The following is a 24,542-nucleotide window of genomic DNA, read 5'->3' as shown; positions in this document are numbered from 1 at the left end:
GTGGCTCCAATGGTCGGGATGAGCGGGATGACGTGCGCCGACACGCGCGCACAGATACCTCGATCCTAGTTCGCGGGCACGCTCCCCGCCGCCGCGCCGGATGCACCGGCCGCCGGATGTCGGCGGCCGGTGCCAGGATGGCCGCCATGCGATCGCTCGTCGCGATCGGATCGAGCGAGGGAGGGACGTGACCGAGTCGAGATCACAGAGTCTGCCGACGCTGGGCGTCGTGTTCCGGCCGCAGGCGCCACCCGAGGCCCTGCGGGAGATCGTGACGGCCGTCGACGAGTCGGACGTCGCCGAGCTGTGGCTGTGGGAGGACTGCTTCCTCGAGGGCGGGATCGCGACCGCGGCGGCCATGCTCGCCTGGAGCGAGCGCGTGCGCGTCGGGATCGGGCTGCTGCCCGTGCCGCTGCGCAACCCCGCGCTGGCCGCGATGGAGCTCTCGACGCTCGAGCGGCTCGCGCCCGGGCGGCTCATCGCGGGCCTCGGGCACGGCGTGCTGGAGTGGATGGGGCAGGTGGGCGCGCGCGCCGAGTCTCCGCTGACCCTGCTGCGCGAGTACACGACCGCCGTGCGGGCGCTGCTCGCCGGCGAGACCGTGGACGTCGCCGGCCGCTACGTCACGCTCGACGGCGTCACGCTCGACTGGCCGCCGCGCACGCCGCCCGAGCTCGTGCTCGGCGCGACGCGGCGGAGGACCCTGCACGTCGCGGGCGAGCTCGCCGACGGCGTGCTGCTGACCGGCGACTCGGGCGCCGACGGCGTGCGGGCCGCGCGTCCGATCGTCGACGAGGGCCGCGCGGCGTCGGGCCGGGACGGTCGCACGCGCGTCATCACGTACGCCGAGGTCGATCCGCGGCAGCCGGGGCTGCGCGACGCGCTGCTGTCGCGGGCGGAGGCCCTCGCCGCGGCTGGCGCCGACGCCGTGGCCTTCCACGGCACGGCCGACGCGCCCGATCCGCGTCCGTTCCTCGACGCGCTGGCCTGAGGCGATCAGCGGGCGGGGAGGACGTCGGCCGGGCGGGGTCCGCCGGCCGCGACCTCCGCGGGGCGGCCCATCGACACGAGCGAGATCCCGAGCATGCCCCACGCGAGCGCGTAGGTCAGGCCGCCCCATCCCTGGATCCGCTCCACGTCGCTCGTGGCGGTGCCGCCCGCGATCCAGATCCCGAGGGAGATCGCGGCGACGCCCGCGACCAGGATGACGCTGGACCCGAGCCGGGTGCGCCGCACGATCGCCCGGGGCTCGATCAGCGGCGAGGCGAACCGCGCGGCCGCCATCCATGCGGGCATGAGCACGATCGATGCGGCCATTGCGGTCAGGGCCGTCGCCACCACGACGAGCGACGCCCGGCTGCCGAGCGCCGCACCCGTTGCGGGAACGCCGAGCATGACCGCGAGCGCCGCGAGCGCCGGCAGCAGCATGCAGATCGCCGCGAGGGTCCCGACCAGCAGCGTCGGCACCGCCCGCCTCCGCCGCGCGCGCACGACGACCGCGATGAGGCCGATCGCGAGCGCGGCCCCCACGGCCGGGAGGACGAGTGCTGCGGGCTCGTACATCCACGGCAGCTGCGGCAGATTCGGCACCACCAGCGCGACCCACGGGGCGATCACCGCGACCGCCGAGTACGCGATGGCGCGCGGAAACCCGGCTCGCGGCGAAAAGGTCATGACCGACATGATCTCCCGCGCGCCTCGCGGTCGTTATCGGCCATTCGGGGGACAAGCGCGGCGCGCTCTCCCACTCAGTCGATCCCGGCGGCCCTCATCCCCACGGCGACGAGGCCTCGTCCGGGCGCATCGGCCGCAGCCCGGTGGGCGGCCAGGGCAGCGCGAAGGTCTCATAGGGGATGTCGATCGCGCCGTAGTCCTCGGTCTTGACCACGACCCGTCCGGCACCGCCGTCCGCGGCGGGCGGCGAGACGTCCACGATGCGGACGCGGATCGGATCCGCTCCGTCCCGCTCGAGCATCCACGGCTCCGCGAGCCACCCGAGGCCCTCGGCCTCGAGCGCCTCCTCGGCCGCCACCCAGTCGAGTGCACCGCTGACGTCCGCGCCGAACAGTGAGACCGCGACCCACTCCTCGCCCTCGGGACGGATCCAGCCGACCAGCTCGCGATCGAGGCCCCGCCGGTGCGGGATCCAATCGGGATCGATCCGCGGGCCCGTCATCGGGGTCAGGCCTGGACGAAGAGGTAGCCGCGGGCGGCGTCGAAGCCCGCGATCCGCAGGCCGCGGCCGAACTGCTCCTCCATCTGGCCGCGCAGGGCGGTGCGCCACTCGTGCGCCGCCGCGGGGTCCTCGACGCGCATCGTCTCGACGTCGCCCGGGATCTCGACCGTGGCGACCACGGTCTCCTCGGCCGGCGGCTTCGCGATGTCCGCGAGCGCCCACTCGACGTCGAGGCGGTCGCTCTCATCGCCCGCGTCGCCACCGCCGAAGATGCCGTAGCGGTTCACGGCGTAGCCGGTGACGCGCGCGCCGAGCACCGTGAGGAAGAAGTGCGCGTTGCGGGCCACGAGCGGGTCGAACGTCCACGTGATGTTGCCGACCTCGCGGGAGAACGCCCACTGGCGCTGGTGCTCCTTGAGCTCGCGCCCCCAGCCGCGACCGCGATACTCGGGCAGCAGCGCCGTGATGTGCGAGTGCATCGTGCGCTTGGCGGGCGGGCCGAAGAAGGCGATCGACGCTCCGACCATCCGCTCGTCGCCGTCCTCGCCGTCGAAGATCCCGACCACGTAGCTGCCCGCCTGCTGCAGCGCGCGCAGCGTGCCGGCGTCGATCGTGCGCTCCGAGCGGCGCAGGGCGTCGAGCAGCCCCTGCGCCTCGATGATGAGCTCTACCGTGTCGAGGTCGCGGATGGTTCGCATGGGGATCAGTCTCTCGCGTTCTCTTCCCCAACGGTGATCGCCGAGACGGATCCGCCCTCTCCGGGCGCCGATAGCCTGGCGGGATGGGTGGACGGGATGACAGACGCAGGCTGACGAGATCCACCCCGAAGTGGCTGACGGTCGGCGTGCTGGCGTTCACCGGCCTGTGCTCGGCCTACATGTTCACGCTCGTCGTGCCGATCCAGGCCGAGCTGCCGCATCTGCTGAACGCCGAACGCGCCGACACCGCGTGGGTCGTCACGATCACGCTGCTCGTCGCGGCGTGCGCCACCCCCATCTCGGGCCGGCTCGGCGACATGTACGGCAAGCGCCGGATCGTGCTGGTGCTGATCGGCGCGCTGATCCTCGGATCGCTCGTCGCGGCCCTGTCGGGCGGCATCGGCGGCGTCATCCTGGGCCGCGCGCTGCAGGGCGCGACGACCGGCGTGATCCCGCTCGGCATCGCGATCATGCGCGACGTGCTGCCGCCCGCGCGCCTCGGCACCGCCGTCGCCCTCATGAGCGCGACCATGGGCGTCGGCGGCGCCGTCGGTCTCCCCGCCAGCGCGCTCATCGTCGAGCACCTCGACTGGCACGTGCTGTTCTGGCTCGCGGCCGCGCTCGGCGTGGCGGCGCTCATCGTGGTGGCGCTGTTCGTGCCGCCCAGCACGCTGCGCACGCGGGGCCGGTTCGACTTCCTCGGCGCGGCGGGACTCGCGGCGGGCCTCGTGGGAGTGCTGCTGGCGATCTCGCGCGGCGCCGACTGGGGCTGGCTGTCGCCGATCACGCTGGGCTCCGGGATCGGCGGGGTCGCGATCCTGATCCTGTGGGGCTGGTATCAGCTGCGCATCGCGGAGCCGCTGCTGGATCTGCGCGTCGCCGCGCGGCCCACGGTGCTGTTCACGAACCTCGCCGCGATCGGCATGGGCTTCTCGCTGTTCGGCACGAACGTGACCCTGCCGCAGCTGCTCGAGCTGCCCGCCGAGTCGGGATCGGGTCTCGGCCAGACGCTCTTCGCCACGTCGCTCGTCGTGATGCCGTCGGGGCTCGTGATGCTGATCATCTCGCCGCTGTCGGGATGGCTCGAGCGGAACCTCGGCGGCCGATTCATGCTCGCGTTCGGCACGGGCTCGGTCGCCGTCGCCTACCTGTTCCTTCTGCTGTGGTCGAGCGAGGTGTGGCACCTGCTCGTCGCGAACATCATCGTCGGCGTGGGGGTCGGGTTCAGCTTCGCCGCCATGCCGATGCTGATCATGCGCGCCGTCCCGTCGCACGAGACCGGGGCCTCGAACGGCATCAACGCGCTGTTCCGCTCGCTCGGCACGTCGGTCGCGTCTGCCGTGATGGCCGCCGTGCTGGCCGCGCTCACGCTGGACTTCCAGGGCACGCCGGTGCCCACCACGGAGGCGTTCGACGTGTGCTTCTGGCTCGGCGCCGGCGCCGCGGTCGCCGCATGCGTGCTGTCCCTGCTCATTCCGCGCCATCCGCACGTCGAGCGCGCGTCCATCCCGGATCGCGGCTGATCCGGATCCCGCTGTTCCCTCGGCGTGCTCACGCGAGCAGACTGGGCGCACGTCCGCCGCCCCGGGCGGACCGGCAGGAGGGACGAGGATGTCTCACACGTACAGCGTCAGCGAGATCGTCGGCACGTCGCCGGACGGCACGGATGCGGCGATCCGCAGCGGACTCGCGCGCGCGGCCGCGACCGTCCGCAACATCGAGTGGTTCGAGGTGGTCTCCACGCGCGGCCACGCCGACGAGTCGGGAGTGCTGCACTTCCAGGTGACGCTCAAGGTGGGCTTCCGCCTGGAGGAACCCGCCTGATCAGACGGTCGCGAACGGGTCCTCAGGCACGTTCCACGCCGGCTCGCGCGGCGGGCGCTCCCGCACGCGCCGGGAGCGGATGAGCAGGGCCGCGCCGAACGCGGCCATCGCGAGCGCCCACACGACGCAGACCGTCGCGAGCCACAGGGGCTCCTGCGTGTGCGTGGCTGTGCCGAGCGGCCACTCGCAGCGCAGGCCGAGCGGCAACCAGGAGAAGGTCGCCGCCGGCGGCACGGAGCCGGGCAGCAGGTCCGCTTCGACATATGCGGTGACGCCGGGCGCCGAACCCGACGACGCGCATCGCTCGACCGCCGAGCCGCGGTGGGCGTCCGCCGCGCTGACGCCGATGATCGCCGCCGCGAGCACGATCCCCGCCACGAGGCAGACGATGCCCCCGTGGCGGCCCGGCGAGCGGGCGACGCGGGCGGGCAGGATCAGGCGCGCGGCGCACAGCGCCGACGCCGCGAGCCAGACGGGCCCGGCGACGACGAGGAACACGAGCGGACCGCCGACGAGGCCGAACAGTCCGTACGCCGTCGCGGCGACTTCGCCGGAAGCGGCGATGACGACGACCGGCAGGAGGAGACCGACCAGCGCCGCCGCCCCGAACCCGGTGGCGGCGGCCGCGAGCGCGAGGGCGGGTACGTCGAGCACGCGACGACGGCGGACCACGAGCGCGAGGCCCACCGCGCCGACCACCGAGACGACGGCGGCGAGCGGGCCGAGTGTCAGGCTCACGACGGCATCGCGCTCGAGCAGCGCGGCGAGCACCCAGCCGACGGCGAGCGGCCCCGCGTAGACCACGGCCGCGAACGCGATCACGCGGCGCCAGGTCACCCGCACCGCGTCGCCGTCCATGACGCCAGTCTGGCGGACGCCCGTCAGAGGTGGCGGAGCTCGGCGTCGATCGCCGCCGTGGTGCGCAGGAGCGCGGGCAGGTAGTCGCCCCGCAGGCGCTCGAGCGGGACGAGGTTGGAGGACGTCGGGATGTTGACGGCCGCCACGACGCGGCCGTCGCGGCCGTGCACGGGCGCGGCCACGGAGCGCAGCCCCGGCTCGAGCCCCGCCTCCACGATCGCCCAGCCCTGCGCGGCGATCCGGTCGAGCTCCGCCGCGAACGCCGGGTCCGCGGGCCGCTCGGGCCGGCCCGCGAGCAGCACGCGCCCCATGCTCGTGTCGCGCGCGGGGAAGCGGCTGCCGATCAGGATGCCGACGCTCAGGATGCGGCGGACGGGCACGCGCGCGACGTAGACGATCTCGTCGCCGTCCAGCACCGCGGCCGACACGCTCTCGTCGATCTCGTGCGACAGGCGCTCGAGGTGCGGCTGCACGACCTCGGGCAGGGACAGCGAGGAGAGGTAGCTGAAGCCGAGCTCGAGCACGCGCGGCGTCAGCTCGAAGTCCCGCCCGCGGCTGCGCACGTAGCCGAGGTGCTCGAGCGTGAGCAGGAACCGCCGCGCGGCGGCGCGCGTGACGGCGGCGCGCGCGGCGACCTCGCTCAGCGTGAGGCGCGGATGATCCGCGTCGAACGCCCGGATGACCGCCAGCCCGCGCGCGAACGACTGCACGTACTCGCGCGGGTCCAGCTCGGTCATCCGGTCAGCCTCTCACGTGGCATGTCCCACCTCTCGCCGCTTCCGCCCGGCTCGTGTCCCACTTCGCGCCCGATTGCCGGTTCATACGGGCGCGAAGCGGGACATGAGCGAGGCCGGGCTCAGCGCTCGAGGACGACCGCGAGGCCCTGGCCGACGCCGATGCACAGCGCCGCGACCGCGACACCGCCGCCGCGGCGCTTGAGCTCGTGCGCGGCGTGGCCGATGATGCGGCCGCCGGACGCGCCCAGCGGGTGGCCGATCGCGATCGCGCCGCCGTGGATGTTGACCTTCTCGGGGTCGATGTCCCACTGCCGGATGCACGCGAGGCTCTGCGACGCGAACGCCTCGTTGAGCTCGACGAAGTCGACGTCGGCCCACGTCTTCCCCGCCCGGGCGAGCGCCTTGTTCGCGGCCTCGACGGGCGCCACGCCGAACACGTCGGGCTCGTTGCCGTGCACGCCGCGGCCGGCGATGCGGGCGAGCGGCTCGACGTCGATCGCGCCCTCGGCGCCGAGCAGCACGGCCGACGCGCCGTCGTTGATCGACGACGAGTTGGCGGCCGTGACGGTGCCGTCGACGGCGAACAGCGCCTTCAGGCCCGCGAGCTTCTCCACGGTCGACCCGTCGCGGATGCCCTCGTCGCGCGCGAGCTCGGCACCGGCGACCTGCACGATCTCGGCGTCGTACGCGCCCTCGGCCCACGCCTTGGCGGCGAGGTCGTGGCTGCGGACCGAGAACGCGTCCTGGTCGTACCGGGAGATGTCGTAGATCGCCGCGAGCTTCTCGGCGCTCTCGCCGTTCGAGATCGTCCACTCCTTCGGCAGCGCGCGGTTCGTCATCCGCCAGCCGATCGACGTGTTCCACATGGTCTGGTTGCCCACGGCCGGGAACGGCTTGGCCGACTTCTCGACGATGTACGGCGCGCGGCTCATCGACTCCACGCCGCCCGCCAGGACGATCCGGTTGTCGCCGGACTCGATCGCGCGGGATCCCTGGATCACCGCCTCGACGGAGGAGCCGCACAGACGGTTCACGGTCGTGCCCGGCACCGTCACCGGGAAGCCCGCGAGCAGCGCCCCCATGCGGGCGACGTTGCGGTTGTCCTCGCCGGCCTGGTTGGCGTCGCCGAAGATCACGTCCTCGATGAGCGCGGGATCGAGGCCCGTGCGCTCCACGGCGGCCCTCATCACCACGGCGGCGAGGTCGTCGGGGCGCACCCCGGACAGGGCGCCGGCGGCCTTGCCGAACGGCGTGCGGACGGCGTCGTACACGAAGGTGGATGTCATGATCGGTCCTCCAGGGTCAGTCCGGTGAGCTCCTCGAGCCCTTCGATGGTGTTGTCGCCGAACAGCTCCCGCACGCGGAAGCCGCCGTCGGCCACGTCGAAGACCGCGTGATCCGTGTACACGCGCGTCACGCATCCGACGCCCGTGAGCGGGTACGTGCAGTCCGCGACCAGCTTCGACTCGCCCTGCTTGGTGAGCAGGTCGGTCATGACGTAGACGGACTTCGCGCCGATCGCGAGGTCCATGGCGCCGCCCACGGCCGGGATCGCGCCCGGCGCGCCCGTGGACCAGTTCGCGAGGTCGCCCGTCTGCGACACCTGGAACGCACCCAGCACGCACACGTCGAGGTGGCCGCCGCGCATCATCCCGAACGAGTCGGCGTGGTGGAAGTACGCCGCGCCCGGCTGGGCGGTGACGGGCTGCTTGCCGGCGTTGATCAGATCCGGATCGATCCGGTCGGCCGCGGGCGCCTCGCCCATGCCGAGCAGGCCGTTCTCGGTGTGCAGGATGATCTCCTGGTCGGCCGGCAGGAAGTTCGCCACGAGCGTCGGGGCGCCGATGCCGAGGTTCACGTAGGCGCCCTCGGGGATGTCGGCGGCGATGCGCTTCGCGAGGTCGTCGCGGCTGATGGTGGTCACTGATTCGCTCCTTCCAGCGGGCGTCCCTCGATGTCGACGCCGCCCACGAAGGCGCCGTCGCGCAGCCAGCGGCGGGGGCCGACCGCGACGACGCGGTCGACGAAGATGCCGGGGGTGACGACGTTCTCGGGGTCGAGGCCGCCGAGCTCGACGGTCTCGTCGACCTGAACGATCGTGGTCGCCGCCGCCGTGGCCATGATCGGGCCGAAGTTGCGGGCGGTCTCGCGGAACACGAGGTTGCCCCAGCGATCGCCCTTCAGCGCGCTGATCAGGGCGTAGTCGGCCCTGATCGGGTACTCGAGCACGTAGCGGCGGCCGTCGATCTCGCGCTCCTCCTTGCCCTCGGCGAGCTGCGTGCCGACGCCCGTGGGCGAGAAGAACGCACCGATGCCGGCGCCCGCGGCGCGGATCCGCTCGGCGAGGTTGCCCTGCGGCACGAGCTCGAGCTCGATCTCGCCCGCGCGATACAGGCCGTCGAACACCCACGAGTCGCTCTGTCGCGGGAAGGAGCAGATGATCTTGCGCACCCGCTTCGCCGCGAGCAGCGCCGCCAGGCCCGTGTCGCCGTTGCCGGCGTTGTTGTTCACGATGGTCAGGTCGCCGGCGCCGTGGGCGATGAGCGCGTCGATCAGCTCGACGGGCTGACCCGCGCGCCCGAAGCCGCCGATCATGATCGTCGAGCCGTCCTCGATCCCGGCGACGGCGTCCTCGACGCTCGCCACGGTCTTGTCGATCATCCGGCCTCCTTGCTGGCTGCTCGTTCGCTGTGCGAACGTGTGTGCGTATCTCGCACACATCCTAATCGCAGCGATCCGGATCGCGCCAGCCCTCGCCGTCGCGCGCCGAGCCCGCGGGTTCGACGCTGACCCGGGTCGAAACGTGCGGGGTGGGCTCGGACAGGATGTCAAGAGCGTTCCGGATCGGCGGGAAGGCGAGTGGAATGCGGGCATGAGCGCACCGACCACCGAGGCCCTGACCTTCCAGCCGACCACCGCCGTCGTGACCGCCTCCGACTCGGGGATGGGGCGCGCGACCGCCATCGCGCTCGCCCGCGCCGGGCTGGACATCGGCGTGACCTGGCACTCCGACGAGGACGGGGCGCGCGAGACCGCGCGGCGCGTCGAGGCCGAGGGCCGGCGGGCCGTGGTGGCGCAGCTGGACGTGACCGACATCCCCGGCTGCGGCGACGTCATCGACCGGATGGCCGAGGAGCTCGGCGGCATCGACGTGTTCGTGAACAACGCCGGCACGGGCGAGAGCGTGCCGTTCCTCGACGTCGACCTGGAGGGGTGGCGCCGCGTCGTCAGCACGGATCTCGAGGGCGCGTTCGTCGTGATGCAGCGCGCCGCGCGGCTGATGGTCTCGCGCGGGCGCGGCGGCCGGATCATCGGCGTGACGAGCGTGCACGAGCACCAGCCGCTCATGGGCTCCTCGGCGTACGACGCCGCCAAGCACGGCCTGGGCGGACTGCTGAAGACCATGGCGATCGAGCTGGCCGAGCACGGCATCACGGTCAACGCGGTCGCCCCCGGGCTCGTCGCGACGCCCATGACGGACATCGACCCGGCCGAGGCCGAGCAGACCCACCGCCCCGGTATCCCGCTCGGTCGGCCCGGGGTGCCCGAGGAGATCGCGGCCGTGATCGCGTTCCTCGCCTCGCCCGCCTCCTCCTATGTCACCGGCGCGTCCTGGCCGGTGGACGGCGGCATGCTGCAGATGGGCCCGATGGCGGGCGCGGCGCTGGAGAGCGACGACTGGCGCCGGATCTGACCCTGCCGGACGGGACCGGGGACGCCTACGCGGGGCGGCATGGCGCTTCAGCACACCGTCGTGTTCACTCTTGCCCACGCGGCCGGCTCCCCCGAGGAGGCCGCCTTCCTCGATGACGGGCGACGCATCCTGTCCGCGATCCCGGGGGTCACGGACTTCACGATCCGCGAGCAGGTCAGCCCGAAGAGCGACCTGCGCTGGCAGTTCTCGATGTGGTTCGAGGATCTCGCCGCGCACGAGGCGTACACGGCGCATCCGGATCACGTCGACTTCGTCGCGAGTCGATGGGCCACCGAGGTCGCGAAGTTCCAGGAGTACGACTTCGTCGACCAGCCCTGACGACGGCAGACACCGGCACATCGTCGGGACGCGGCTGCGGCATGCTTATGGGCATGGTGCACACCGAGGACGCCGCGCCGGCGCGGTCCCGCGAGGAGCTGCTGCGGGTGCTGCTCGACACCGCGACCGACATCACCGCGCTGCGCGACGTCGACGCCGTGCTGCAGACGATCGTGCGGCGCACGCGCGCCATCGTGGGCACCGACATGGCGTACTTTGCGCTCACGGACGTCGAGGGCGGCGTCACGGCCATCCGGCAGACGGACGGCGTCGCGACGCATGCGTACCGCACGCTGCGCCAGCCGCTCGGCACCGGGGTGCTGGGCGAGGTGGCGCGCGGGCTCGCGCCGTTCCAATCGGCCGACTACCTCGCCGACACCGCGCTGGTGCACGTGCCCGAGATCGACGAGGTGGTCCGCGGCGAGGGCGTGCACGCGATCATGGGCGTGCCGCTCACGGTCGCCGGGCGGGTGATGGGCGCCCTGGTCGTCGCCGAGCGCCACCCGCGCGTGTTCGCGCCGCAGGAGGTGGCGCTCGTCGACTCGCTCGGCACGATCGCCGCCGTCGCGCTGGACAACTCGATGCGCTTCGAGGCCGCGAACCGCCTGGCCGAGGACCTCGTCCGGCAGCAGCAGCGCAGCGCGTCCGAGCTGGCACTGATCACACAGGTGCTCGAGCTCGACGACCGCCTGATGGACGCCGTCATGGTCACGCCCGACGTCGGCCGGATCCTCGCCATCGGCCAGGGCGTGCTCGCGTGCGAGCTGTGGCTGCGGGATCCGGATGGCGCCGTCCTCGTCGCGACCACGACGGATCCGGCGCCCCCTGAGGCGCCCGGGTCCGTCGCCGTCACCGCGGCGGGCGAGCGGCTCGGCGTGCTGGTCGCGGAACGTGCGCTCGACGCGCCCGCACAGGCTCTGCTCGAGCGCGTGGCCGTGCATATCGCGCTCGCGCTGCTGTTCGCACGGGCGGAGGAGGACGCGGATCTGCGCCGGCAGTCGGAGGTGCTCGACGACCTGCTCGAGCGCGCCGACGTGCCCCGTGAACGACTCGAACGACGGCTGCAGCGCTGGGGGCTGCAACCCGGGGAACCGCTCTGGTCGGTCGTGATCGAGGCGCCCGAGGCCGATCGGCGCCGGCGCCTGCAGGCGGTGCGGGGCCTCGGCACGCGCTCGGTCATGATGGCCGCGCACCACGACCACCTGTGCCTCGTGACCGCCGACCCCGACTGGGAGCGACAGCTGCGACCCCTGTTCGCCGCCCGCGGCTGGCCGCTGCGGGCGGGCCTCGGCGGTCCGGTCGAGGACGTGCGCCGGCTCGGCGACGCGCACCGCCGCGCCGAGCTCGCGCTGGGGTCGCTCACGACACTGGGCCGCGACGGCGTGCTCGACGGCGCCGAGCTCGGGCTGCTGGGCGCGCTGCTCGATCTCGCCCGCCGCGGCGACCTGCCGCAGAGCCTCACCGCGGCGATCGACCCGCTGCGCGACTACGACCGCACGCGCGACGCCGACCTCACCCGCACGGCCTACGTCTACCTCGAGTCGGACGGCAACGTCGCCCGCGTCGCCGAGCTGCTGCACCTGCACCGCAACACCGTGCGCCAACGGCTCGAGCGCATCGGCGCGCTGCTCGGACCGGGCTGGGACGTGTCGCCCCGCCGCCTCGAGACCCACCTCGCCCTGCGCGTGCTCGAGGCGCAGGACAGGGGTTAGAGAGACAGCCGCAGGAAGCGGTCCCTGTGGCGGTCCCTTCGCGAAGAGGCGTGCTCGGGCGGGCCCGCGGGACCGGCGACGCGCAGGATCGCCCGCGCGAGCACGGCGTCCGGATCCACCCCGGTCATGCGCAGGGAACGGCGGGCGCTGTCGTCCGCGCGCATCTCGACCAGGGCCGCGACCTCGCTCTCGGCCCGCGCCGCGATCGGGAACCACGGCAGCGCCTCGCGCCACGCCTTGAACGCGACCAGCAGCACCTCGTGTCGCTGCTCGACGTGCGCGCGCTCGTGCGCGATCACGGCGGCGAGCTCATCCGGATCCAGCTCGTCCAGCAGCCCCTGCGACAGCACCGTGACGGATCCGATGCCCCGCGGCAGGCAGTACGCCACGGGCGCGGCGTCGTCGAGCACGCGCGTGCGCGCCTGCGTCGGGTGCGGCGCCGAGAGCAGCAGCAGCAGCTCCAGGTGCCGGCGGCGCTGGCGCTCGAACTGCACGACCGTGATGCCGAGGTGCACGAGCAGGTACGCGGCCAGGGCGGCGGGCGGGATCGGCGCCAGCAGAGGGGCGCCCGGCAGCAGCGCCAGGCACACGAGCCACAGTGCGCCGATCATGGACAGGCCGCCGGCCACCGCGATCAGCTGCCACAGCAGCAGCGCGCGGCCGGGCGCCGACGCGGGCCACGCGGCGCGCGACAGCAGGATCGGCACGGGCCACGCGAGCAGCACCGCGATCAGGATCAGGGCGGCCGCGGCGGCCAGCTCCTGCAGGGTCATGGAGCTCAGGCGGCGCCCGCGAGCAGCCGGCGCAGCACCTCGGCGTCCTCCGGCGTGAAGCCGCCGACGAAGCGGGCGAGCACCGCGCTGCGGTCACCCGCGTCGCCCAGCGCCTCGTGCATCAGCTCGGCGACGTGGTCGACGCGACTCGCGGTGGCGCGATAGCGATGCGGTCGGGCCGAGCGGTCGGACGCCACGAAGCCCTTCTTCTCGAGGCGCGACAGCACGGTCAGCAGCGTGGTCGCCGCGAGCTGGCGCCCCTGCTCGCGCTCGAGGTGCTCCTGCACGTCGTAGGCGGTGAGCGCGAGACGGTCGCTGTCCCACAGCACGTCCATCACGGAGCGTTCGAGTTCACCCAGGCTGCTCATCTCGCCCCTCCTCCACCGATGGTTCATCGTACCCGACTTCGCTCCCTCGTAGAACATCTTCGATCGCTTGTAGAAATACTTCTACACTGCGTAGAATCGCCCCGCCGGAGTACCTTCGGCATCAACCGAGGCCTTTCCCCCATCGGCCTCGCTGCAGGGAGGCTCCCATGGATCCGCTCGACATCGCTCGCTGGCAGTTCGGCATCACCACCGTCTACCACTTCCTCCTGGTCCCGCTGACGCTCGGCCTCGGTGCCGGCGTCGCGATCATGCAGACGGCATGGGTGCGCACGGGCGACGAGCGCTGGCTGCGCATGACGAAGTTCTGGGGGAAGCTCTTCCTGATCAACTTCATCCTGGGCGTGGCCACGGGCCTCGTGCAGGAGTTCCAGTTCGGCATGGCCTGGAGCGAGTACTCGCGCTTCGTGGGCGACGTGTTCGGCGCCCCGCTCGCGATGGAGGGCCTGTTCGCCTTCTTCGCCGAGTCGACCTTCCTCGGCGTCTGGATCTTCGGCTGGGGCCGGCTGCGCAAGGGCCTCCATCTCGCGGCGCTCTGGCTCGCCGTCGGCGGATCCTGGCTCTCGGCGTACTTCATCATCGTCGCGAACTCCTGGATGCAGCACCCGGTCGGCGTCGAGCTCGACGCCGACGGCCGCCCGGTCATGACCGACATCTGGGCCGTGCTGGGCAACAACACCGCGATCGCCGCGTTCGCGCACGTGATCGCGGGCGCGCTGATGGTCGGCGGCATGTTCCTGCTCGGCATCGCCTGGTACCACCTGTGGCGGCGTCGCCACGACGGCATCGACAGCGTCGGATCGGATGGCCGGGTCGTCATCGGATCGCACCCGGAGATCGCGGGACGGGACGAGAAGGACCACGGCGTGTGGATCCGGTCGCTCCGGATCGGCGCGGTCGTCACGATCGTCGGGTTCGCCGCGGTCGTCATCACGGGCGACTACCAGGCCAAGCTCATGTACGAGCAGCAGCCGATGAAGATGGCCTCGGCCGAGGCGGCGTGCGTCACCGGCTCCGACTTCTCCGTCCTGGCGATCGGCGATCCCGGATCCTCCGACTGCGACTCGGTGCAGACGCTCATCGAGGTGCCAGGCGTGCTCGGCTGGCTCGGAAAGGGCGAGTTCGGCGCGGACATGCCGGGCATCCGCGACCTCGAGCCGCAGTACGTGGAGCTGTTCGGCTCGCACCTTCCGGACGATCCCCGCCTGGGGGCTCACGCAGACCGCGAGATCGACTACGTGCCGCTGATGTGGGTGACCTACTGGGGCTTCCGGCTGATGATCGGTCTCGGAGCGCTCCCCGCCGGCGCGGCGGTCATCGCGCTGTGGCTCACGCGCAAGGGCGTCGTGCCGGCCTCGCCGTGGATCATGCGCCTCGCGATCCTCGGCATCTCGACCCCGTTCCTCGCGAACATCGCGGGCTGGATCTTCACGGAGCTCGGCCGGCAGCCGTTCGTGGTCGCACCGAACCCGACGTTCTGGGGCAGCGATCCGGTGTTCATGTTCACCGCGGCCGCGGTCTCTCCGGGCACGACGGTCGGCGAGCTGCTGTTCTCCGTCATCGCGCTCAGCGCGGTGTACGGCGCGCTGCTGATCGTGCTGCTCGTCCTGATGGTGAAGTACGCGCGCGGCGGCGTCGCCGGCGCGATGCCGGACATGGAGCACGGGATCGAGCGCACCGACATGGGGCCCGACGACCATCCGGACGACCAGAGTCCGGGCGACGATCCCGACAAGAGGGACGACGTCCTGTCGTTCGCGTACTGATCGCGAGGGAGAAACCGAAATGGAACCTCTGGCCATCGTCTGGTTCGTCGCGATCGGCGTGCTCTGGATCGGCTTCCTGCTGCTCGAGGGCTTCGACCTCGGCGTGGGCATGCACATGATCCTCCGCGCCCGGGACGATCGCGACCGACGCGTCATGCTCAACACGATCGGGCCCGTGTGGGACGGCAACGAGGTGTGGCTGATCACGGCCGGGGCCGCGCTGTTCGCGGCCTTCCCGGCCTGGTACGCCTCACTGTTCTCCGCGCTGTACGTGCCGCTCACGGTCGCGCTGCTCGGCCTCATCCTGCGCGCCGTGAGCATCGAGTACCGCGGCAAGATGACGGATCCGCGCTGGGCGACGTTCTGGACCTGGACGCTGGGCCTCGGCTCGGCGATCAGCGCGTTCTGCGTCGGCGCGGCCCTCGCCATCACCTCGACCGGCCTGCCGCTGGACGAGTTCGGCGACCGCGTCGGGCATCCGTTCGTGTGGCTCACGCCGCCGGCCGTGATCGGCGGGCTCGCGGTGGTGGGCTTCTCGCTCACACACGGCGCGACGTTCCTCGCACTCAAGAGCGACGGCCCCGTGCGCGAGCGCGCCGGATCGTTCGCCGCGACGTGGGGGCCGGTCTGCCTGGCGCCCGCGGCCGTGTGGGCGCTGTGGGTGCAGTTCCAGCACGGCGGGAGCATCCTGTCGTGGGCGCTCGTCGTGCTCGCGGTCCTGGCCGCGGCGTTCGGGTGGTGGAACGCGCGCGCCCGCCGCGAGGGCCTCGCGTTCGCCGGCTACGCCGGCTTCATGCTGTTCGGCGCGGGGTCGATCTTCGCGGGCATGTTCCCGTACGTGCTGCCGTCGACGCTGGATCCGGCCGATGGCCTGACCGTGGAGAACGCCGCGAACAGCCCGTACACGCTGCTCGTCATGACGATCGTCGCGTGCATCGGCCTGCCGATCGTGCTCGCCTACCAGGCGTGGTCGTACTGGATCTTCCGCAAGCGCGTCACGCCCGGCGCGATCCCCACCGCGCACGGGTTCCTGCCCGCCGTGCTGCGGGCGAAGTGAGCCGCACCGACCAGGCCTACGACCCGTGGGCCGTCGAGGCCGCGCGCCCGAAGCGCCCCGCGACGCGGCCCGACCTCGGGCCCGTGCGGCCGCCGGCGGTGCTCGGCCTCGGCGTGCTCGCGGCGCTGCGCGCCCTGGGCCTCGTGCTCGTCGCGGGCGCGATCGCCGCGGGCGTCGCCGGCCTGCAGCGCGGCGAGCTCGACGCGACGAGCATCCTGCTGCTCGGCGGCATCGGCGCGATCCTGCGCTCCGGATCCGGATGGGCGACGGACGTCGTCGCGCGGCGGATCGCGATCGCGGCGAAGCGCGCCCTGCGTCGCGACCTCTGGCGCCGGATCGCGGACGGCGGCCCCGGGGCGGGTGAGGGCGGGATCGCAGTGCTCGCCACCGACGGCCTGGACGACCTCGACGAGTACTACGCGCGGAGCCTGCCGGCGATGATCGCGGCGGTTGCCGTGCCGGCGATCCTCGGCCTGCGGATCCTCGGCGCCGACTGGGTCAGCGCGCTGGTCGTGGTGCTCACCGTGCCGCTCATCCCGTTCTTCATGATCCTCATCGGCCGGCACACGCAGGCCCGCACGGACGACGCGCTCGCGGCGCTGACGCGGCTGGCCGACCACCTCACGGAGCTCGCGCGCGGACTGCCGGTGCTCGTGGGCCTGGGTCGCGTGGCCGAGCAGACACGCGCGCTCGACGGCATCCAGCGCGCCTACCGCGGCCGCACGCAGGAGACGCTGCGCACGGCGTTCCTGTCCGCGCTCGCGCTGGAGCTGATCGCGACGATCTCGGTCGCGATCGTCGCGGTGCTCCTCGGCGTGCGGCTCATGGACCGCACGATCGCGCTCGAACCGGCGCTGCTCGTTCTGATCCTCGCGCCGGAGTGCTTCGCGGTGCTGCGCGACGTCGGCACCGCGTTCCACGCGTCGCAGGACGGCCTGTCGGCCCTGCAGCGCGTGCGGGAGATCCTGCGGGGAACCCCCCTGCCCGGCCGGCGTGCGCGCGAAGCGGGCGCCCGAACGCGCGTCGCCGTCCGCGCGCTCACCGTCCGCTACGCGGGCCGCGAGGCCCCGACCCTCACCGGTCTCGATGTGCGCCTGGAGGGGATCACCGCGATCACGGGACCGAGCGGATCCGGCAAGTCGACCCTGCTGGCCGCGCTGGCGGGAACCCTGCCCGCGGACGCGGAGACGTCCGGATCGGTCGACGGCGCGGATGTCGTGGCCTACGCGCCGCAGGCGCCGCACGGGTTCGCGGCGACGCCCGGGGAGGAGCTGGCGCTGTTCGGCGCGCCGGACCCGGCGGCGGCGCTCAGAGAGCTCGGCCTGGGGCACGTCGCCGACGCGCGGATCGCCGAGCTCAGCCCCGGCGAGCTGCGTCGCCTCGCGGTCGCCCGGGCGCTCGCCCGCGTGGACCTGGGCGCGACGCTGCTGGTCCTCGACGAGCCCACGGCGCACCTGGACCCGGCGTCCGCGGACCGCGTGCGAGCGGCGATCCGCGCCAGGGCCGCGCGCGCCACGGTCGTGCTCGCGACCCACGAGCCCGAGACGCTCGCGCTCGCGTCGGCGACCGTGGCGGTCGGCGCGGCGGGTCGTCCGGACGGTTCGGACGGCTTCAGCACCGGCGCTTTGCGCCTCCGCTCGACGACCGGCGCGCCGAACCCTCGGGCGTCGAGCGAGGCGGAGCCGAGTCGAGACGTGCTGAGCGAGCGACGCGAAGCGAAGCCGAATCCCCTGCTCCCCTGGCTCGTCGGGATCCTGCTGGCGTTCCTGGCGGTCGGGCTGGGGCTCGCGCTGAGCGCCGTGTCGGGGTGGCTGATCGTGCGCGCGAGCGTCGAGGAGTACATCCTGTACCTGCTCGTCGCGATCGTCGGCGTCCGGTTCTTCGGCATCGGGCGCTCGATCGCGCGGTACGCGGAGCGGCTGTTCACGCACGAGGCCGCGTTCCGCGTGGTCGACGCGCTGCGCCTGCGGCTGTGGCGCGGGATCGCGGCGCGCGGCGCGGGGTCGCGGCGCCTGCTCGAGGGCGGATCGCCCGTCGACTACCTGGTGGTGCTCGCCGACGAGCTGCGCGACCTGCTCCCCCGGGTCATCCCGCCCCTCGTGGTCGGCGTGCTCTCGGTCGCGGGCATCGCCGTCACGACGGCGCTCGTGCTGCCGCGCCTCGCGGTCGCCGTGCTCGCCGCGCTGGGCGGATCCGCGCTGGTGGCTGCGGCGCTCGCGGTCGTCGCCGCCCGCGGCGCGCAGCGGACGCGGATCCGGGAGCGCTCGGCGCTCGCGCGCGGCACTGCCGCCCTCGTGGCGGCGGCCGACGACCTGCGCGCGAACGGGGTCGCCGGACGCGCGCTCGCGACGCTCGACGACGCCGACGCGCGTCTCGTGCGCGCCGAGCGCCGCGTCGCGTGGGGCGTCGGGCTCGGCACCGCCGTCGTGGTGCTCGCCACGACGCTCCTCGCCGTGAGCGTGCCCGTGCTGTCGGCCGGAGCGCCCGCCGAGCTGGTCTGCGTGATCTCGCTGCTGTCCCTCACGGCGCTCGAGCCGCTCGCCGATCTCGTCGCGGCCGGGCACCGCCTGCCCGCGCTCGGCGAGGTGCGCGCCCGCCTCGCCCCCCTGCTCCACGCCCCCGTTGACCCAATCGGCCCGAATCCGGGGCCGAACAGGGGCAGTTCGGGTCGACAGCGGGTCGGGGAGCTCGCGCTGGACGGACTCGCCGCGCGGTACGGAGAGGTCGAGGTGTTCGCGGGGATCGACGGCGTCGCGCGGGCCGGCGAGTGGCTGGTGGTCGAGGGGCCGAGCGGATCCGGGAAGTCCACGCTGCTGTCGATCGTGATGGGCGCCCTGCCCGCGGCCGGCGGATCCGTCCGCGTCGACGGCGTCCCCCTCGCGGAGCTCGATCCCGACGCGTGGCGCTCCCGCGTCGCGTGGTGCCCGCAGGACGCCTACGTGTTCGACTCGACCCTGCGCGGCAACCTGCTGCTGTCCCGGCCGCGCGCGGATGCCCCGACGGAGACCGAGATGACGACAGTCCTGGATCGCGTGGGCCTTGGGCCGCTGCTCGGCACGCTGCCGCGCGGGCTCGACACCCGCGTCGGCGCCGGCGGATCCGCCCTGTCCGGCGGGGAGCGCCAGCGCCTCGCGGTCGCGCGCGCCCTGCTGACGCGCGCCGACGTCATCCTGCTCGACGAGCCCACGGCCCACCTCGACGCCCCGACGGCCGCGGCCATGATGTCCGACGTCCGCCGCGCCACGGCCGATCGCATCGTGCTGCTGGTCTCCCACCGCGCCGACGACCACCGCCCCGGCGACCGCGTGATCTCCCTCCCCCGCTGAGAGCACGTCCTCTCGGCGAGGACACGCGGTTTCCGCTCAGATCTCGCGTGTCGTCGCTGACAGGACGTGTTCTCGATGAGGTGGGGGCGGACCTCACTCGGCGCCGAAGACCTCGTTCGCGATGCGGAAGGCCGTGTTGGCGGCGGGGACGCCCGAGTAGATCGCGGACTGCAGGATGACCTCGCGGATCTCGTCGATCGTGAGGCCGTTGCGGATCGCGGCGCGCAGGTGCATCGCGAGCTCCTCGTGGTGGCCGTGCGCGATGAGGGAGGTCAGCACGGCGACCGAGCGCGAGCGGCGGTCGAGGCCGGGGCGCGACCACACGTCGCCCCACGCGACGCGCGTGATGAAGTCCTGGAAGTCCGCGCTCAGCGCGGTCTGGTTGGCGGTGGCGCGGTCGACGTGCTCGGGCGAGAGCACCTCGCGGCGCACGACCATGCCCTGGTCGTAGCGCTCCTCGTCGCTGAGGCCCTCGCCCATCGGCCGCGTCATCGCGCACCCCCGAAGAAGTCGTTCAGGACCGCCGCGACCTCGTCCGGGCGCTCGGCCGGGGCCAGGTGAGAGGCGTCGTCGATCCGGATCATCCGGCCGTCGCGCACGCCGTCGGCGATCGTGCGGGCGTGCTCCTCGGGCGAGACGCCGTCGTGCTCGCCGTACACCGCGAGCAGCGGCGTCGCGATCTCGCCGAGCCGTCCGGTCACGTCGTACTGCGACAGCGCATCGCAGCACAGCGCGTAGCTGGTGTCGTCGGCGTCGCGGAGGCTGTGCAGCAGGCGACCGGTCAGCACCGGCCGGCGCTCGATCGACCCCGGCGCGAACCAGCGCTGCGCGGATCCGACGATGAGCGATCCGGTCCCCTGCGTCCGCACCTGCGCCGCGCGATCCTGCCACATCCCGGGATCGCCGAACCGCGGCGACGCGCACACGATCGCGGCCGCGCTCACGAGGTCGGGATGGCGCAGCAGCAGCTCGAGCCCCGTCGCGCCCCCCAGTGAGACGCCCGCGTACAGCGCGGGCGCGCCGAGCTCGCGGATGCCGTCGGCGACGGCGTCCGCGAGCTCGCCGACCGTGAAGGGCTGGCCCGCGGGCCGCGCCGCGCCGTGACCGGGGAGGTCCCACAGCACGACGCGGTAGCGCTCGGTCAGGTGCGGGACGACGTCCTCCCACAGGATCGTGGATGTCCCGAGCGACGGGCCGAGCATGAGCAGGGGCGCCCCGTCGGGTCCGGCGGGAGCGGTGAACGCGAGGGTCGGCTGGGTCACTTCTCGTCCTCTCCGTGGCTGAAGTGGTCGGCGAACGGATCGAACCCGCGCGGCCGGGGCGGGGGCAGGCGCGAACCGTCGTCGAACGGATCGTACGGCCCGGGCTCCTCGTGCGGCAGCGGTGCCGTGGGATCGACGACGTCGACGTACGGCGCGGCGCCGAGATCGCCGTCGACGAGCCGGGCCGCGAGGCCCGTGTACGCGGCGGGGTCGAGCAGCTCGTCGAGCCCGGCGGGCACCGCCGTGTTGGCCGCCGCGAGCGCGTTGTGCACGAGCAGGCCGAGGTCGCCGCCGAGGGCCGCGGTGCGCACGATGTCCGACACCTTGTCGGAGCCCAGGATGGGGCCGAGCACGATCGAGAGGCGCTCGGAGACGATCAGGCCGCGGGTCGCGGCGAGGTTGCGCGCGACCGCCTCGCTGTCGGCGTGCAGCCCTTCGGCGAGGTCCGCCGCGTGCGCGGCGGCGCCGAGCGCGAGCCGCAGCAGCTCGCGCAGCGTGGGCCACTCGACGTGCCACGCGCCGTCGGGCCGCTCGTCGACCGCGAGCGCCGCGGCGGTGTGCAGCGCGGCGCCGAGGTGCGGGGCGCGGATCGCGACCGAGCGGATCAGCACCGAGCGCGCGGGATTCTGCTTCTGGGGCATGGCGGAGGAGCCGCCGCCGGATCCCTCCGCCAGTTCGCCGATCTCGGTGCGCGAGAGCGTCGCGACGTCGGCGGCGAGCACGCCGAGCGCGTCCAGGGCCTGCACGAGCGCGTCGCCGAGCTCGGTGACGGGCCACCGGGCGGTGTGCCACGGCGCGTCGGGAGCGGCGAGCCCGGTCGCCTCCGCGAACGCGGCAGGCAGCTGCGTCGCGCGATCCGGACCCAGGATCTCCGCGAACGACGCGAGCGTGCCGCCGGCACCGCCGAGCTGGGCGGGCAGGGCGTCGCGCGCGTGCGCGAGCCGGCCGCGCGCGCGGAGGATCGCGCGGCGCCAGTTCGCGGCGCGCAGGCCGACCGTGGTGGGCACAGCGTGCTGCGTGAGCGTGCGCGCGGCGGCGACCTGGTCGCGGTGCTCGCGTGCGAAGCGGTCGAGCGCGTCCGCCGTCGCGTCGAGGCCCGCGAGCACGTGGCCCGCGGCATCCTTCGCGACGATCATCAGCGCGGTGTCCAGGATGTCCTGGCTCGTCGCGCCGCGGTGCACCCACGGCTTCACGAGCATGCCGGCCGTGCGACGCAGCTCCTTCACGAGCGGGATGACGGGATTGCCGCCGGCGACGCCCGCCAGCGCGATCTCCCGCGCGTCCCCCGCGCGCAGCTCGCGCGCCTCCGCGAGCACGGCGGCGCGATCCTGCGCCTGGTCGAGGCCGCCGACCGCGGCGTACGCCTCGACGAGCGCGATCTCGGCGGTCACGAGCGCGGCGAGCACCGCCCGATCCGTGACGGGTCCTTCGTGTCCGGCGGTCGCCGGCGAGAGGAGTCCCAGATCCAGGTCGCCGCCGCCGGACGCGTCAGAAGTCAATGGGGTCATCCAAAGACAATAAAGGCGGTCTCCTTCGCGCCCTGCAGGTGGATGTCGTGCCGCAGGTGCCCGTCCCCGGTGCGGGTCGCGGTGACGGACGCGCGCTCCGCCCCATCCAGGCTCGCGAGGAAGGGATCGGCCGCGCGCAGCTCGTCGTGCTCGGGCAGGTAGATGCGCGTGTGCAGCTTGTCGGGCAGGCCGCGGGCGTAGACGATGGCCGCGAAGAACGGCGCCTTGCCTCCGACGGGGCCCGGCTCCCGGGTCCAGAAGTGGAAGCCGCCGTCGTCGCTCGTCATGGCGCGGCCGAATCCCGTGAACGTGAGGCCGTCGCGGTGCAGCGAACCGCGCGCATCGGGCACCGTGCCGTCCGTGTCGGCGCCGAAGATCTCGATCACGGCGTCGGGGATCGGGGCGCCGTCGCCGTCGTGGATCGTGCCCTTGAGCATGATCGCGCCGGGGCTGTGCGGGAAGGCGATCTCGTTCATCCGGTCGTACTCGAGGCCGAACTTGAAGAACGGCCCGATGGTCTGTCCGGCCGTGGGCTCGAGCGTCTTGTCGCCGCGAGGCATGTCAGTGCTCCCCTTCTTCGGGCTCGAACCAGGTGGCATCCGGGCCGTCGACCACGATGTCCCAGCGGTAGCCCATCGAGAACTCCGGCACGGTCAGATCGTGGTCGTAGGTCGAGATCAGGCGATCGCGATCCTTCTCATCCCGGATCGAGTTGTAGATCGGGTCGAGCGCGAAGAGCGGGTCGCCCGGGAAGTACATCTGCGTGATGATGCGCTGCGTGAAGCCCGAGCCGAACACCGAGAAGTGGATGTGGGCGGGGCGCCAGGCGTTGATGTGGTTCTTCCACGGGTACGGGCCGGGCTTGATCGTGGTGAAGAAGTACTCGCCCGCGTCGTTCGTGACCGTGCGGCCGGCGCCCGTGAAGTTCGGGTCGAGCGGCGCGGGGTGCTGGTCGCGCTGGTGGATGTAGCGGCCCGCGGCGTTGGCCTGCCACACCTCGATGAGCTGGTTGCGGATCGGGCGTCCCCAGCTGTCGAGCAGGCGCCCGGTCACGGTGATGCGCTCGCCCTGCGGCTCTCCCGTGTGCTGCAGCGTCAGGTCGGACTCGATCGCGGCGACGTCGCGCTGGCCGAAGGCCGGAGAGCAGAGCTCGATGGTCTCGGGGTCGACCAGGCGCGGATTCTTGGTGGGGTGGCGCAGGATGCTGGAGCGGTACGGCGCGAAGTCCCGGATCGTCTTCGGCAGGGTCTCGCCGGCGGCGACGCGCTGCTCGTATGCGGCATGGAGATCCTGGATCTCCTGCGTGATCTGGGATTGCGGCGGGAAGTCCGCAGACCGCAGGAGCGACTCCGGCGCGGCCGCCTGGGGCGCGGTGTCAGTCATGGCGTCTCCTTCGACGATCGGGTCGTCTCAGGCTCGCACCGGCGACGCCGCCAGCCCCTCGTTTTTCCTATTCAATGGGAGATTCGGGGTCGAATGTCCCACTCCATGGGATCGGGGAGTGGGTCTCAGAACGCGCGCAGCGCGCGGCCCAGATCGGCCGCCGTCTGCGTCACGAGCGCGCCGAGGCGGCGCGTGTCGGCGCCGTCGATGCGCGTCACGACGCCCAGCGCCGTCGGCGGCAGACCGGCGACGGAGCCGACCGGGGCGGCCACCGAGATGTTGCCCAGCGTCATCTCCTCGCGGGTGGTCGCGTAGCCGCGCGAGCGCGCCCGGTCGATCTCGGCCCGCATGACCTCGGGCTCCGTGATCGAGTGCAGCGTCTCGCGCTCGAGCGGATGCGACAGGAAGCGGTCGAGCCAGTCCCCCGTCTGCGTCGCCAGCAGCGCCTTGCCCACGCCGGTGGTGTGCAGCGGCTGGCGCCCGCCCATGCGGCTCAGCGTCGGGATGGACGCGCGCCCCGTCAGGCGACCGACGAACAGTGCGCTCGCGCGCTCGGGCGCCGGGGCGTCGAGCACCGCGAGGTGCACGTTCTCGCCCGTCGCCTCGTACAGCCGCGACATGTAGGGCAGGGCGGTCTCGCGCAACCGCAGCGCCAGCGGCGAGAGCTCGCCGAGCTCCCACAGTCGCGCGCCCACCGCGTAGCGCCGCCCCGGCGTGCGCGACAGCAGGCCCAGTTCGAGCATCTGCGCCAGGATCCGGTGCAGGGTGGACGACGACAGCCCGGTCAGGGCGCCGAGGCGCGAGGCGGAGAGCTCGGGCTCATCCGCCGTGAAGCAGCCCAGGATCCGCATGGTGCGCGCCAGCATCCCGTCGGCATCGACAGACGTCGCCGCGATCCCCTGAATGGAGTCAGTAATCGTGTCGGTCGACATGGAGCAAACGTAGCGACCGTGGAGGACATCACTGGAGGGGGTTGACGGATCGGCCACGCAACGCAAGCCGGTATCTCGGTCTGCGGGACTCCGGCCGCCACGGATCCGGAG

The 24,542-nt window shown here is 73.2% G+C and carries 25 protein-coding genes; 9 read left to right on the top strand and 16 right to left on the bottom strand.

What is annotated here, in order from left to right:
- Nucleotides 1-187 precede the first annotated feature (187 nt).
- Nucleotides 188-991 carry an LLM class flavin-dependent oxidoreductase gene (locus AAD528_RS09205; RefSeq protein WP_345751775.1) on the top strand — a complete coding sequence of 268 codons (804 nt, stop codon included), beginning with the start codon at nucleotides 188-190 and terminating at the stop codon, nucleotides 989-991.
- A gap of 5 nt (nucleotides 992-996) precedes the next feature.
- On the opposite strand, the gene AAD528_RS09200 is transcribed toward AAD528_RS09205, so the two are convergent.
- From AAD528_RS09200 to AAD528_RS09190, 3 genes are all read right to left on the bottom strand, one after another.
- Nucleotides 997-1,674 carry a hypothetical protein gene (locus AAD528_RS09200; RefSeq protein ID WP_345751774.1) on the bottom strand — a complete coding sequence of 226 codons (678 nt, stop codon included), beginning with the start codon at nucleotides 1,672-1,674 and terminating at the stop codon, nucleotides 997-999.
- Nucleotides 1,675-1,768: 94 nt separating this feature from the next.
- Nucleotides 1,769-2,176, bottom strand: a complete 408-nt coding sequence (locus AAD528_RS09195; protein ID WP_345751773.1) for a hypothetical protein — start codon at nucleotides 2,174-2,176, stop codon at nucleotides 1,769-1,771.
- A gap of 5 nt (nucleotides 2,177-2,181) precedes the next feature.
- Entirely contained in the window at nucleotides 2,182-2,874 is a 693-nt protein-coding gene (locus AAD528_RS09190; RefSeq protein WP_345751772.1) for a GNAT family N-acetyltransferase, read from the bottom strand.
- An 83-nt stretch (nucleotides 2,875-2,957) separates the two neighbouring features.
- On the opposite strand from AAD528_RS09190, the gene AAD528_RS09185 reads away from it, so the two are divergent.
- Together AAD528_RS09185 and AAD528_RS09180 are read left to right on the top strand one after the other, a co-directional pair.
- A complete protein-coding gene (locus tag AAD528_RS09185) occupies nucleotides 2,958-4,397 on the top strand; it encodes an MFS transporter (RefSeq protein WP_345751771.1) in 1,440 nt (479 codons plus the stop codon).
- 88 nt (nucleotides 4,398-4,485) lie between these two features.
- Nucleotides 4,486-4,698 carry a dodecin gene (locus AAD528_RS09180; protein ID WP_345751770.1) on the top strand — a complete coding sequence of 71 codons (213 nt, stop codon included), beginning with the start codon at nucleotides 4,486-4,488 and terminating at the stop codon, nucleotides 4,696-4,698.
- Here the strand turns inward: AAD528_RS09180 and AAD528_RS09175 are convergent, their stop codons facing one another.
- The 5 genes from AAD528_RS09175 to AAD528_RS09155 form a co-directional block, all read right to left on the bottom strand.
- Entirely contained in the window at nucleotides 4,699-5,556 is an 858-nt protein-coding gene (locus AAD528_RS09175) for a hypothetical protein (protein WP_345751769.1), read from the bottom strand.
- A gap of 23 nt (nucleotides 5,557-5,579) precedes the next feature.
- Nucleotides 5,580-6,293, bottom strand: a complete 714-nt coding sequence (locus AAD528_RS09170; RefSeq protein WP_345751768.1) for an IclR family transcriptional regulator domain-containing protein — start codon at nucleotides 6,291-6,293, stop codon at nucleotides 5,580-5,582.
- Between the two features lie 119 nt (nucleotides 6,294-6,412).
- Nucleotides 6,413-7,579 (bottom strand): thiolase family protein, encoded by a 1,167-nt coding sequence (locus AAD528_RS09165; RefSeq protein WP_345751767.1) that lies wholly within the window; start codon nucleotides 7,577-7,579, stop codon nucleotides 6,413-6,415.
- Complete coding sequence (locus AAD528_RS09160) at nucleotides 7,576-8,217, bottom strand: 3-oxoacid CoA-transferase subunit B (RefSeq protein ID WP_345751766.1); 642 nt, start codon at nucleotides 8,215-8,217, stop codon at nucleotides 7,576-7,578. The genes AAD528_RS09165 and AAD528_RS09160 overlap by 4 nt, the downstream gene beginning before the upstream one ends.
- Nucleotides 8,214-8,954: a 3-oxoacid CoA-transferase subunit A gene (locus tag AAD528_RS09155; protein ID WP_345751765.1), complete on the bottom strand. Its 741-nt coding sequence runs from the start codon at nucleotides 8,952-8,954 to the stop codon at nucleotides 8,214-8,216. Before AAD528_RS09155 ends, AAD528_RS09160 begins: the two co-directional genes overlap by 4 nt.
- A 211-nt stretch (nucleotides 8,955-9,165) precedes the next feature.
- On the opposite strand from AAD528_RS09155, the gene AAD528_RS09150 reads away from it, so the two are divergent.
- The 3 genes from AAD528_RS09150 to AAD528_RS09140 are packed head-to-tail and all read left to right on the top strand — an operon-like array spanning nucleotide 9,166 to nucleotide 12,038.
- Entirely contained in the window at nucleotides 9,166-9,987 is an 822-nt protein-coding gene (locus tag AAD528_RS09150) for an SDR family oxidoreductase (RefSeq protein ID WP_345751764.1), read from the top strand.
- Nucleotides 9,988-10,026: 39 nt separating this feature from the next.
- The gene (locus AAD528_RS09145) at nucleotides 10,027-10,326 is read left to right on the top strand and encodes a Dabb family protein (protein WP_345751763.1); all 300 of its coding nucleotides are present in this window, start codon (nucleotides 10,027-10,029) and stop codon (nucleotides 10,324-10,326) included.
- A 53-nt stretch (nucleotides 10,327-10,379) separates the two neighbouring features.
- Nucleotides 10,380-12,038, top strand: coding sequence for a helix-turn-helix domain-containing protein (locus tag AAD528_RS09140; RefSeq protein WP_345751762.1), 1,659 nt, complete (start codon nucleotides 10,380-10,382; stop codon nucleotides 12,036-12,038).
- On the opposite strand, the gene AAD528_RS09135 is transcribed toward AAD528_RS09140, so the two are convergent.
- Entirely contained in the window at nucleotides 12,035-12,811 is a 777-nt protein-coding gene (locus AAD528_RS09135; RefSeq protein ID WP_345751761.1) for a M56 family metallopeptidase, read from the bottom strand. The genes AAD528_RS09140 and AAD528_RS09135 overlap by 4 nt on opposite strands.
- Before the next feature lie 5 nt (nucleotides 12,812-12,816).
- Nucleotides 12,817-13,179 (bottom strand): BlaI/MecI/CopY family transcriptional regulator, encoded by a 363-nt coding sequence (locus AAD528_RS09130; protein WP_345751760.1) that lies wholly within the window; start codon nucleotides 13,177-13,179, stop codon nucleotides 12,817-12,819.
- Between the two features lie 167 nt (nucleotides 13,180-13,346).
- On the opposite strand from AAD528_RS09130, the gene AAD528_RS09125 reads away from it, so the two are divergent.
- Genes AAD528_RS09125 through cydC form a run of 3 tightly spaced genes read left to right on the top strand, consistent with a single transcriptional unit; the run spans nucleotide 13,347 to nucleotide 19,346 of the window.
- A complete protein-coding gene (locus AAD528_RS09125) occupies nucleotides 13,347-14,963 on the top strand; it encodes a cytochrome ubiquinol oxidase subunit I (protein ID WP_345751759.1) in 1,617 nt (538 codons plus the stop codon).
- A 19-nt stretch (nucleotides 14,964-14,982) separates the two neighbouring features.
- A complete protein-coding gene (gene cydB / locus AAD528_RS09120) occupies nucleotides 14,983-16,020 on the top strand; it encodes a cytochrome d ubiquinol oxidase subunit II (RefSeq protein ID WP_345751758.1) in 1,038 nt (345 codons plus the stop codon).
- Nucleotides 16,017-19,346: a thiol reductant ABC exporter subunit CydC gene (gene cydC / locus AAD528_RS09115; protein ID WP_345751757.1), complete on the top strand. Its 3,330-nt coding sequence runs from the start codon at nucleotides 16,017-16,019 to the stop codon at nucleotides 19,344-19,346. Before cydB ends, cydC begins: the two co-directional genes overlap by 4 nt.
- Before the next feature lie 93 nt (nucleotides 19,347-19,439).
- Here the strand turns inward: cydC and pcaC are convergent, their stop codons facing one another.
- The 6 genes from pcaC to AAD528_RS09085 all read right to left on the bottom strand — a co-directional run bounded on the left by pcaC (nucleotide 19,440) and on the right by AAD528_RS09085 (nucleotide 24,431).
- Nucleotides 19,440-19,838, bottom strand: a complete 399-nt coding sequence (gene pcaC, locus AAD528_RS09110; protein WP_345751756.1) for a 4-carboxymuconolactone decarboxylase — start codon at nucleotides 19,836-19,838, stop codon at nucleotides 19,440-19,442.
- Nucleotides 19,835-20,608, bottom strand: coding sequence for an alpha/beta fold hydrolase (locus AAD528_RS09105; RefSeq protein ID WP_345751755.1), 774 nt, complete (start codon nucleotides 20,606-20,608; stop codon nucleotides 19,835-19,837). Before AAD528_RS09105 ends, pcaC begins: the two co-directional genes overlap by 4 nt.
- Complete coding sequence (locus AAD528_RS09100) at nucleotides 20,605-22,116, bottom strand: lyase family protein (protein WP_345751754.1); 1,512 nt, start codon at nucleotides 22,114-22,116, stop codon at nucleotides 20,605-20,607. Before AAD528_RS09100 ends, AAD528_RS09105 begins: the two co-directional genes overlap by 4 nt.
- Nucleotides 22,113-22,676 carry a protocatechuate 3,4-dioxygenase subunit alpha gene (gene pcaG, locus AAD528_RS09095; RefSeq protein ID WP_345751753.1) on the bottom strand — a complete coding sequence of 188 codons (564 nt, stop codon included), beginning with the start codon at nucleotides 22,674-22,676 and terminating at the stop codon, nucleotides 22,113-22,115. The genes AAD528_RS09100 and pcaG overlap by 4 nt, the downstream gene beginning before the upstream one ends.
- A gap of 1 nt (nucleotide 22,677) precedes the next feature.
- Nucleotides 22,678-23,499, bottom strand: a complete 822-nt coding sequence (gene pcaH, locus AAD528_RS09090) for a protocatechuate 3,4-dioxygenase subunit beta (RefSeq protein ID WP_345751752.1) — start codon at nucleotides 23,497-23,499, stop codon at nucleotides 22,678-22,680.
- Between the two features lie 125 nt (nucleotides 23,500-23,624).
- On the bottom strand, nucleotides 23,625-24,431 hold the full coding sequence (locus tag AAD528_RS09085) for an IclR family transcriptional regulator (RefSeq protein WP_345751751.1): 807 nt from the start codon (nucleotides 24,429-24,431) through the stop codon (nucleotides 23,625-23,627).
- Nucleotides 24,432-24,542 lie beyond the last annotated feature (111 nt).

This window comes from Microbacterium rhizophilum, from assembly GCF_039605615.1.
Taxonomy (GTDB): domain Bacteria; phylum Actinomycetota; class Actinomycetes; order Actinomycetales; family Microbacteriaceae; genus Microbacterium; species Microbacterium rhizophilus.
The sequence above is the reverse complement of the archived record's forward strand: the minus strand, read 5'-3'. Positions and strand labels throughout refer to the sequence as shown.